The following is a 9,421-nucleotide window of genomic DNA, read 5'->3' as shown; positions in this document are numbered from 1 at the left end:
CGGCCCGTGCGGTCAGCCCCCGGAGACGCCGACCACCAGCCAGATGAAGGCCGCGCCCGCGACCGTGCACAGCAGGGTGGAGCGGGCGGGGTGCTCGTGGTGGGCCTCGGGGAGGATCTCGGCGGCGGCGAGGTAGAGCAGCGCGCCGCCGAAGAGGCCGAGATAGCCGCCGAGCACCGGCTCGGGGATGTGGAAGAAGATCGTCGACAGCGCGCCCAGCAGCGGGGCGCAGGCGTCGGCCAGCAGCATGCCCATCGCCCGGCGGCGGGCGTTGCCGTACAGGCTCGTGATGGTGAACGTGTTGAAGCCGTCGGCGAAGTCGTGCGCGATCACGGCGAGCGCCACGGACGCGCCCATGCCGCCGCCCACCTGGAAGGCCGCGCCGATGGCCACGCCGTCCATGGCGCTGTGACCCACCATCGCGGCCGCCGCCGTCAGGCCGACCTCGGGCGCGCGGTGCACGTGCTCGTCGCCCCCGTGCGAGGCCTGGCGCGCGGCCAGGGTGCGCTCCACCAGGTGGGCCAGCAGGAACCCGGCCACGAACAGCAGCAGGGCCGCCGGCACGCCGAAGATCTCGCGGTCCGCCGCGTGCAGCGCCTCCGGGAGCAGGTCGAGGCCGACCACGCCCAGCATCAGGCCGCCGGCCAGACCCAGGACGAGATGGCGACGGTCGGTCACGCGCTGTGCCGTCCAGCCGCCGGCCAGCGTCATCAGGAACGCGCCGAGCGCGACGAAGACCGCCATGGGCCCTTGCTATCCGATGAAGGCGCCTTCGCGCACATCCGGCGCCTTCCGCACTCCCCCAGACCCTGACGTTCCACCCCATAACAGACCTGCGTCTTTCCCACGAGAGGACCCCTTCCCATGGCCATGGCCGATGCCCCCGCCGGCAAGGTGACGTTCGTCGGTGCCGGCCCCGGCGCCGCCGATCTGCTGACGTTCCGGGCCGCGCGCGCGATCGCGGCGGCCGACGTGGTGATCTGGGCGGCGAGCCTGGTGCAGGCCGAGGTCCTCGAGCACGCCCGGGACGACGCGGAGGTGCTCGACTCGGCGGCCATGTCGCTGGAGGACGTGGTGGCCGTCTACCGGCGGGCGCATGCCGAGGGGCTGAGGGTCGCGCGGATCCACTCCGGTGACCCGGCGCTGTGGGGCGGCACCCAGGAGCAGCTCGACCGGTGCGCGGAGATCGGCATCGCGACGGAGGTGGTGCCGGGGGTGTCCTCGTTCTCCGCCGTGGCCGCCCTCGCCCGGCGGGAGCTGACCATCCCCGAGGTGGCCCAGTCGGTCGTCCTGACCCGGCTCGGCGGCGGCAAGACGCCGATGCCGCCCGGCGAGGAAGTCCGCGAGTTCGCCCGGCACGGCACCACGATGGCGGTGTTCCTGTCGGCGGCGCGCAGCGGCCAGCTCGTGCGGGAGCTGCTGGAGGGCGGCTACCCGACGGACACCCCGGTGGTCGTCGCGTACCAGGCCACCTGGCCGGAGGAGCTGGTCGTCAAGTGCACGATCGGGACGCTGGAGGAGACGGTCAAGGAGCACAGGCTCTGGAAGCACACCCTCTTCCTGGTCGGCCCGGCCCTGGACGCCCAAGGGACCCGCTCGCACCTGTACCACCCCGGCCACTTCCACGGGTACCGCAAGGCCGATCCGGAGGCGCGGCGGGCGCTGCGCGAGCAGAGGGCGAAGAGTTGATCACGGTCGTCGGCACGGGGACGGGGGCGCCGGTCCCGGGCGAGGTGCTCGCCGGGGCCGCCCTCGTCGTGGGCGGGCGGCGGCACCTGGACGCCGTGGACCTGCCCGAGGGGGCCGGGCGCATCGTCCTGGGGCCGCTGGCGCCCGCCCTGGACGCCGTCGGGGAGTACGCGGACCAGGGGCTGCCGGTGGTCGTGCTGGCCTCCGGGGACCCGGGGTTCTTCGGGATCGTGCGGGCGCTGGCCGAGCGGTTCGGGGCGGGGCGGCTGGACGTGCGGCCGGGGGTGTCCTCGGTGGCCACGGCGTTCGCACGGCTGGGGCTGCCGTGGGACGACGCGGTCGTGGTCAGCGCGCACGGGCGGGACCTGCGCACGGCGGTCAACGCCTGCCGGGCGCACCCGAAGGTGGCCGTGCTGACCGGGCCGGGCGCCGGGCCGGCCGAGCTGGGAGCCGCGCTCGGCGGCGGCCGGCTGCTGGTGGTGGCGAGCGCGCTGGGCGATCCGGAGCGCGAGCGCGTGGAGCGGGTGACGCCCGCCGAGGCCGCCGCCCGGGACTGGGGCACGGCGGTGAGCGTGGTGCTGTGCCTGGACGAGACGCGGACGCTGGGCGCCGTGCGGACGGTCGCCGGGGCGGGGGCACGGCCCGCCGGATGGGCCCTGGACGAGGGCGAGTTCGCGCACCGCGACTCGATGATCACCAAGTTCGAGGTGCGGGCGCTGGCGCTGGCCCGGCTGGGCCCGCGCCTGGGCGACCTGGTGTGGGACGTCGGGGCGGGTTCGGGTTCGGTGGCCGTGGAGTGCGCGCGGCTCGGCGCGGCCGCCGTCGCCGTGGAGCGGACCGCGGACGGGGTCGGGCGGATCCGGGCCAACGCCGCCGCCCACGGGGTCGACGTGGAGGTGGTGCACGGTGCGGCGCCGGGCGCGCTGGACGGGCTCGACGACCCCGACGCGGTGTTCGTCGGCGGCGGGGGGCGCGAGCTGCCGGACATCGTCGGCGCGTGCGCGCGGCGGGCCCGGCGGACCGTCGTCGTCGCCCTGGCCGCGCTGGACCGGGTGCCGGCCGCGCGGGCGGCGCTGACGGGCGCGGGGCTGCGCTGTGACGGCGTGCTGCTGCAGTCGTCCCGGCTGGCGCCGCTGCCCGGGGACGTGACCCGGCTGGCGGCGGCCAATCCCGTTTTCCTGCTGTGGGGCGTCAGGCCCCCGGCGACCAGTGAAGGAGTAGCGAAGTGATCGGCCTCATCTCCGCCACCGCGGCGGGCGCGGCGGCGCGGGACCGGCTGGCCGCGGCCTGGCCGGACCGTACGCGGGTGTACGACGGCGGCGCCGGGGAGGCCGTACGGGCCGCGTTCGCCGAGTGCGAGCAGCTCGTCTGCTTCCTGGCGACGGGAGCGGTGGTACGGCTGCTCGCGCCGCTGCTCGGCGACAAGGCGGCCGACCCCGGCGTGGTGTGCGTGGACGAGGGCGGCCGGTTCGCGGTGTCGCTGCTCGGCGGACACGGCGGCGGAGCCAACGAACTCGCCCGCGAGGTGGGCGGGCTGCTGGGCGCCGAGCCGGTGGTGACGACCGCGACGGACGCGGTGGGGCTGCCGGGCCTCGACACCCTCGGCCTCCCGTACGAGGGCGCTGTCGCCGCGGTGTCGCGGGCCCTGCTGGACGGCGAACCGGTCGCCCTGGAGGCCGAGGTGCCGTGGCCGCTGCCCGCGCTGCCGGTCTCGCCCGGGGGCGCGTACACCGTGCGGCTCACCGACCGGGCCGTGGCCCCGGGCGAGCGGGAGGTGCTGCTCAGGCCGCCGTCCCTGGTGGTCGGCGTGGGCGCCTCCCGGGGCGCGCCGGCGGACGAGGTGCTCGCCCTGGTCGAGGAGGCGCTGCGGGAGGCGGGCCTGTCACCTCGGTCGGTCGCCGAACTGGCCACCGTGGACGCCAAGTCCGAGGAGCCGGGCCTCGTGGCCGCCGCCGCGCGGCTGGGGGTGCGGCTGGTGACGTACCCGGCGCCGGAGCTGGCGGACGTGGCGGTGCCGAACCCGTCCGGTGCGCCGCTCGCGGCCGTCGGCACGCCCTCGGTCGCGGAGGCGGCGGCGCTGGCGCGCGGCGGCGAACTCCTGGTGCCCAAGCGGAAGTCGGTGCGCGCCGACGGCCGCCCGGCGATGGCGACCTGCGCCGTGGCACGGCGTCCGGGCCGCGGCCGGCTCGCCGTGGTCGGGCTCGGTCCCGGCGCCCGGGACCTGCTCACCCCCCGCGCGACGGCCGAGCTGCGCCGGGCCTCGGTGCTGGTCGGCCTCGACCAGTACGTCGACCAGATCCGCGACCTGCTGCGGCCCGGCACCCGGGTGCTGGAGTCGGGGCTGGGCGCGGAGGAGGAACGGGCCCGTACCGCCGTCGAGGAGGCCCGGCGCGGGCACGCGGTGGCGCTGATCGGCAGCGGTGACGCGGGCGTCTACGCGATGGCGTCGCCCGCGCTCGCCGAGGCCTCCGACGACATCGACGTGGTCGGCGTGCCGGGCGTGACCGCCGCGCTCGCCGCGGGGGCGGTCCTCGGGGCGCCGCTCGGCCACGACCACGTGTCCATCAGCCTGTCCGACCTGCACACGCCGTGGGAGGTCATCGAGCGGCGGGTGCGGGCGGCGGCCGAGGCGGACATCGTGGTCACCTTCTACAATCCGCGCTCCCGCGGCCGCGACTGGCAGCTCCCCAAGGCGCTCGCCGTCCTCGCCGGCCACCGGGACCCGGCGACGCCGGTCGGCGTGGTGCGCAACGCCTCCCGGCCGGACGAGTCGAGCCGGCTGACCACGCTCGGCGGACTGGACCCGGCGACGGTCGACATGATGACGGTCGTCACCGTGGGCAACACCGCGACCCGGAACATCGCCGGCCGCATGGTGACCCCGCGCGGCTACCGCTGGCAGGAGGAGCCGAAGTGAACCGTGTCGTCCACCCCATCGAGCAGGAGTCCTACCGGCGGCTGCGCGCCCGGCTGGACACCTCGCACCTCCCGCCGCTGACCCGGGCGGTGGTGGAGCGGGTCGTCCACTCCGCCGCCGACCTCCAGTACGCGAGCGACCTCGTCACGGACGAGGGCCACCTGGAGGGGGCGCACGCCGCGCTGCACGCCGGGGCGCCGGTCGTCGTGGACGTCGGGATGGTCGGGGCCGGCATCACCCGCCGGGAGACCGTCTGCCGGCTGGGGGACGCCGTGGCCGGGCCGGGGCTGACCCGTTCGGCGCACGGGATTCGGCTCGCCTTCGAGGAGGTGGGGCCCGGCGCCCTCTGGGTGATCGGCAACGCCCCGACCGCCCTGGAGGAGCTGCTGACCCTGGAGGCCTCCCCCGCACTCGTCATCGGCCTGCCCGTCGGCTTCGTCGGCGCGGTCGAGTCCAAGGAGGCGCTGCGCGCGAGCGGGCTGCCCGCCGTGAGCAACGTGTCCGAGAAGGGCGGGTCGGCGGTCGCCGCCGCCGCGCTCAACGCCCTGCTGTACCACCCGATTTCCCCGAAGGAGACCCCGTGACCACCCCGCCGCCCGCCCTGCTCATCGCCGGCCACGGCACCCGGGACGAGGCCGGAGCCGAGGCGTTCCGCGACTTCGTACGGGAGCTGGGCCGCCGCCACCCCGAACTGCCCGTCGCCGGCGGCTTCATCGAGCTGTCCCCGCCGCCGCTGGGCGAGGCGGTCGCCGACCTGGTGGACCGGGGCGTGCGGCGCTTCGCCGCCGTACCGCTGATGCTGGTGTCCGCCGGGCACGCCAAGGGCGACATCCCGGCGGCGCTCAACCGGGAGAAGGAGCGGCACCCGGGCATCTCGTACACCTACGGGCGGCCGCTCGGCCCGCACCCGGCGCTGCTCGACGTCCTGCAGCGGCGGCTGGAGGAGGCACTGGCCGGCACGTCCGCCGAGCGGTCCGACGTGACCGTGCTGCTGGTGGGGCGCGGATCGACCGACCCGGACGCCAACGCCGAGGTGCACAAGGCGGCCCGGCTGCTGTGGGAGGGACGCGGCTACGCCGGGGTGGAGACGGCGTTCGTGTCGCTGGCGGCGCCGGACGTGCCCAGCGGGCTGGACCGGTGCGTACGGCTGGGGGCGCGGCGGATCGTCGTGCTGCCGTACTTCCTGTTCACCGGCATCCTGCCGGACCGGGTGCGCAGGCAGACCGAGGAGTGGGCGGCGGCCCGTCCGGAGCTCGAGGTGCGCTCCGCGGACGTCATCGGGCCCGAGCCGGAGCTGCTGGACCTGGTGATGGAGCGGTACGCGGAGGCAGTCAAGGGTGATCTGCGGATGAACTGCGACTCCTGTGTGTACCGGATCGCGCTGCCCGGCTTCGAGGACAAGGTCGGGCTGCCGCAGCAGCCCCACTTCCACCCTGACGACGACGGCCACCACCACGGGCACCACCACGGGGGGCACTCGCACAGCCATGCGCACTGAGGAGACCGGGGCCGTCCCGGGCGGCGGGCCCGACCTGCGCCACCACGGGGACGCGGAGATGCGTGACGACGGCGCGGGGCTGGTCGATCTCGCCGTCAACGTCCGCGCGGACACCCCGCCGCAGTGGCTGCGGGAGGAGATCGCCGCCTCGCTGCCGTCCCTCGCGGCCTACCCGGACGGGCGGGCCGCGCGGGCGGCGGTCGCCGCGCGGCACGGCCTGCCGGTGGAGCGGGTGCTGCTGACGGCGGGAGCGGCGGAGGCGTTCGTGCTGCTGGCGCGGGCGCTGAAGGTGCGCCGGCCGGTGGTGGTGCATCCGCAGTTCACCGAGCCGGAGGCGGCGCTGCGGGACGCGGGGCACACCGTGGACCGGGTGCTGCTGCGGGCGGCGGACGGGTTCCGGCTGGATCCGGCGGCGGTGCCCGAGGACGCGGACCTGGTGGTGATCGGGAACCCGACGAACCCGACGTCGGTGCTGCACCCGGCCGGCTCCGTCGCCGGGCTCGCCCGGCCCGGCCGGGTGCTGGTGGTCGACGAGGCGTTCATGGACGCGGTGCCCGGTGAGCGGGAGGCGCTGGCCGGGCGGACCGACGTGCCCGGTCTCGTCGTGCTGCGCAGCCTGACCAAGACCTGGGGGCTGGCCGGGCTGCGCATCGGGTACGTGCTGGCCGCGCCGGAGACGATCGACGGGCTGGAGCGGGCCCAGCCGCTGTGGCCGGTGTCGACGCCGGCCCTCGCCGCGGCCGAGGCGTGTGTGGCGCCGCGGGCGCTGGCGGAGGCGGCGCACGCGGCGCACCGGATCGCGGCGGACCGCGGCCACCTGGTGGCCGGGCTCGCCGCGCTGGCGTCCCGCGGGGTGCGGGTGGTGTCGCCGGCGGAAGGGCCGTTCGTGCTGGTACGGCTGCCGGAGGCGGGCGCCGTACGGGGCCGGCTGCGTGAGATCGGGTACGCGGTGCGGCGCGGGGACACCTTCCCGGGCCTGGACGGGGACGAGTGGGTGCGGGTGGCGGTGCGGGACCGGGGGACGGTGAGCGGTTTCCTGGCGGCGCTGTCGGCCGCACTGCCGTAGCCGGGGCGCCGCCCGGGCGCCGTCCCGGCCCGGCGCCCCCCTTGTGGCCGGGGCCCGTCAGTTCCTGCGGCGGCGGGCCACGGTCACCGCGCCTCCGCCGGCCAGCAGCAGTGCCAGCGCGCCGCCCGCGATGTACGGGGTGGCCGAGTCGCCGCCCGTCTCCGCGAGGTCGGCCTGGGCGCCCGGGGCGCCCTGGGGCTTGACCTCGGGGGCGGTGCCGGAGTCGTCCTTGGCCGCGTGCCGGGCCGGTGCGGGGGTCTCGCAGGTGGCTTTGGCGAGCGTGACCGTGCCGTTCACCTCGGCCACGTTCAGCTTCAACGGGTTGACGGAGACCCTGAGTTCGAGTGCCGTGGCGGCCGCCGTGCGGGAGGTGGTCCGGCGCTGGGAGAGGTCGAGGCTCACCTCGCCGACGCCCGGCACCTTCACCACGGCGGGGCCGCCGGCGGTCAGTGTGACCCGCTTGCCGAGGACCGTGACGGCCCCGAGGACGTTCGCGGAGGCGACCGGCGCCTTCCCCGCGGCGCAGGTCGCCTTGGCGGTGACCGTGCCGACCTCCACCACGGAGAGCAGGGGCAGGCCCGGGACGTGCAGCTTGGCGTGGACGAGGCGGACCGAGCCCTCGGCCAGCCGTCCGTTCGCCGTGGCACTGGCGGAGGCGGCCTCCGCGCCGAGGACGGTGAACGGGCGGCCGCCGTTCACGCCGTCGAGACGGGCCGTCAGGGCGGTACGGTCGGCGCTGCGCGGCGCCTCGACCTCGTTGAGGGAGACCGCGAGCGGGACGTTCACGGTCCTGTTGAGCAGGGACACGTCGAGCCCGGTGCGGAGCACGACGGCGGAGGCGCGGCCGTGGCCGGTGGTGGCGTGCGCGGCGCTCGCGCCCAGCAGCGCGGGCGCCGCGGCGAGCGCGGTGACCGTCGCGGCCGTGGCGATCCTGCGTACGGGCATGCGGAAGTTGTTGCTGTTCAAGGCGGTGGGACCCCCAGAAGAAACTGCTTGGGACACGTCAACCTTGTACGCACTGTGGGTGAACGGTCGGCGATCCAGCGTTACTTCACTCCATCGTGGAGTTTCCGTACACGGCTTCGAATCACCGGGCACATCCGTTCACCCGCCCCGCCCGTGCCGCCCGGCCCTCCCAAGCGCCCTACTCCACGACCCGTCCGTTCAGCACCACCCGGCGCGGGGCCGCCAGCACCCGGACGTCCGCCCGCGGGTCGGCCTCGTACACCACGAGGTCGGCCGGTGCGCCCTCCTCCAGGCCGGGCCGGCCCAGCCAGGCGCGGGCGCTCCAGCTCGCCGCCGCCACCGCCCGCACGGGCGGGATGCCCGCGGTCACCAGCTCCGCGACCTCGGCCGCGACCAGCCCGTGGGCCAGTGAGCCGCCGGCGTCGGTGCCCACGTAGACCGGGATGCCGGCGTCGTGGGCGCCGCGCACGGTGTCGTAGCGGCGCTCGTGCAGCCGGCGCATATGGGCCGACCAGCGCGGATACCTGCGTTCGCCGCCCGCCGCGAGCTGCGGGAAGGTGGCGATGTTGACGAGGGTCGGGACGATCGCCACGCCCCGCTCGGCGAACAGCGGGATCAGGTCGTCGGTCAGGCCGGTGGCGTGCTCGACGCAGTCGATGCCCGCCTCGACCAGGTCGCGCAGGGAGCTCTCGGCGAAGCAGTGCGCGGTGACGCGGGCGCCCAGCCGGTGGGCCTCGGCGATGGCGGCCTCGGCCGCCTCCCGCGGCCAGCAGGCGGAGAGGTCGCCGAGATCGCGGTCGATCCAGTCGCCCACCAGCTTGACCCAGCCGTCGCCGCGCCGTGCTTCCCGGGCGACGTGGGAGACCAGGTCCTCCGGCTCGACCTCCCAGGCGTAGTTGCGGATGTAGCGGCGGGTACGGGCGATGTGCCGGCCGGCCCGGATGATCTTCGGGAGGTCCTCGCGGTCGTCGATCCAGCGGGTGTCGGAGGGCGAGCCGGCGTCCCGGATCAGCAGGGTGCCCCGCTCCCGGTCGGTCAGCGCCTGCTTCTCGGCGGTGTCCGCGTCCACCGGGCCCTCGGCGCCGAGGCCGACGTGGCAGTGCGCGTCGACCAGGCCGGGCAGCGCCCAGCCCTCGACGGCGGTCACGTCGCGCGCCCCGGCGGGGCGCTCGTAGGACACGCGGCCCCCGACCACCCACAGCTCGTCGCGGACGTCCTCGGGCCCGGCCAGGACCCGCCCCCTCACGTGCAGCACCGCGTCATCGCTCATACCCGGCACCTTAGT

The 9,421-nt window shown here is 76.4% G+C and carries 9 protein-coding genes; 6 read left to right on the top strand and 3 right to left on the bottom strand.

Going from position 1 to position 9,421, the window contains the following annotated elements:
- Positions 1-12: 12 nt before the first annotated feature.
- Positions 13-744, bottom strand: coding sequence for a ZIP family metal transporter (locus tag ACFQ9Z_RS26860; RefSeq protein WP_383023692.1), 732 nt, complete (start codon positions 742-744; stop codon positions 13-15).
- Between the two features lie 126 nt (positions 745-870).
- Between ACFQ9Z_RS26860 and cobM the strand changes: the two genes are divergently transcribed.
- From cobM to cobC, 6 genes are read left to right on the top strand one after another with little or no spacing between them, the layout of a single operon-like run.
- Positions 871-1,689: a precorrin-4 C(11)-methyltransferase gene (gene cobM, locus ACFQ9Z_RS26855; protein ID WP_383023892.1), complete on the top strand. Its 819-nt coding sequence runs from the start codon at positions 871-873 to the stop codon at positions 1,687-1,689.
- On the top strand, positions 1,686-2,918 hold the full coding sequence (cbiE, locus tag ACFQ9Z_RS26850) for a precorrin-6y C5,15-methyltransferase (decarboxylating) subunit CbiE (protein ID WP_383023687.1): 1,233 nt from the start codon (positions 1,686-1,688) through the stop codon (positions 2,916-2,918). Before cobM ends, cbiE begins: the two co-directional genes overlap by 4 nt.
- Positions 2,915-4,606 (top strand): precorrin-3B C(17)-methyltransferase, encoded by a 1,692-nt coding sequence (gene cobJ, locus ACFQ9Z_RS26845; RefSeq protein WP_383023682.1) that lies wholly within the window; start codon positions 2,915-2,917, stop codon positions 4,604-4,606. Before cbiE ends, cobJ begins: the two co-directional genes overlap by 4 nt.
- On the top strand, positions 4,603-5,190 hold the full coding sequence (locus ACFQ9Z_RS26840) for a precorrin-8X methylmutase (RefSeq protein ID WP_383023679.1): 588 nt from the start codon (positions 4,603-4,605) through the stop codon (positions 5,188-5,190). Before cobJ ends, ACFQ9Z_RS26840 begins: the two co-directional genes overlap by 4 nt.
- Positions 5,187-6,104: a sirohydrochlorin chelatase gene (locus ACFQ9Z_RS26835; protein ID WP_383023676.1), complete on the top strand. Its 918-nt coding sequence runs from the start codon at positions 5,187-5,189 to the stop codon at positions 6,102-6,104. The genes ACFQ9Z_RS26840 and ACFQ9Z_RS26835 overlap by 4 nt, the downstream gene beginning before the upstream one ends.
- Positions 6,094-7,170, top strand: coding sequence for an Rv2231c family pyridoxal phosphate-dependent protein CobC (gene cobC, locus ACFQ9Z_RS26830; protein ID WP_383023673.1), 1,077 nt, complete (start codon positions 6,094-6,096; stop codon positions 7,168-7,170). Before ACFQ9Z_RS26835 ends, cobC begins: the two co-directional genes overlap by 11 nt.
- Before the next feature lie 57 nt (positions 7,171-7,227).
- Here the strand turns inward: cobC and ACFQ9Z_RS26825 are convergent, their stop codons facing one another.
- Entirely contained in the window at positions 7,228-8,136 is a 909-nt protein-coding gene (locus ACFQ9Z_RS26825; RefSeq protein WP_383023669.1) for an SCO1860 family LAETG-anchored protein, read from the bottom strand.
- Between the two features lie 178 nt (positions 8,137-8,314).
- Positions 8,315-9,406, bottom strand: coding sequence for an amidohydrolase family protein (locus ACFQ9Z_RS26820; RefSeq protein WP_383023666.1), 1,092 nt, complete (start codon positions 9,404-9,406; stop codon positions 8,315-8,317).
- Between the last annotated feature and the right edge of the window lie 15 nt (positions 9,407-9,421).

Source organism: Streptomyces sp. NPDC056580 (genome assembly GCF_042793175.1).
Taxonomy (GTDB): domain Bacteria; phylum Actinomycetota; class Actinomycetes; order Streptomycetales; family Streptomycetaceae; genus Streptomyces.
Note: the sequence above shows the minus strand (reverse complement) of the source record. Positions and strands in the feature narration are given on the sequence as shown.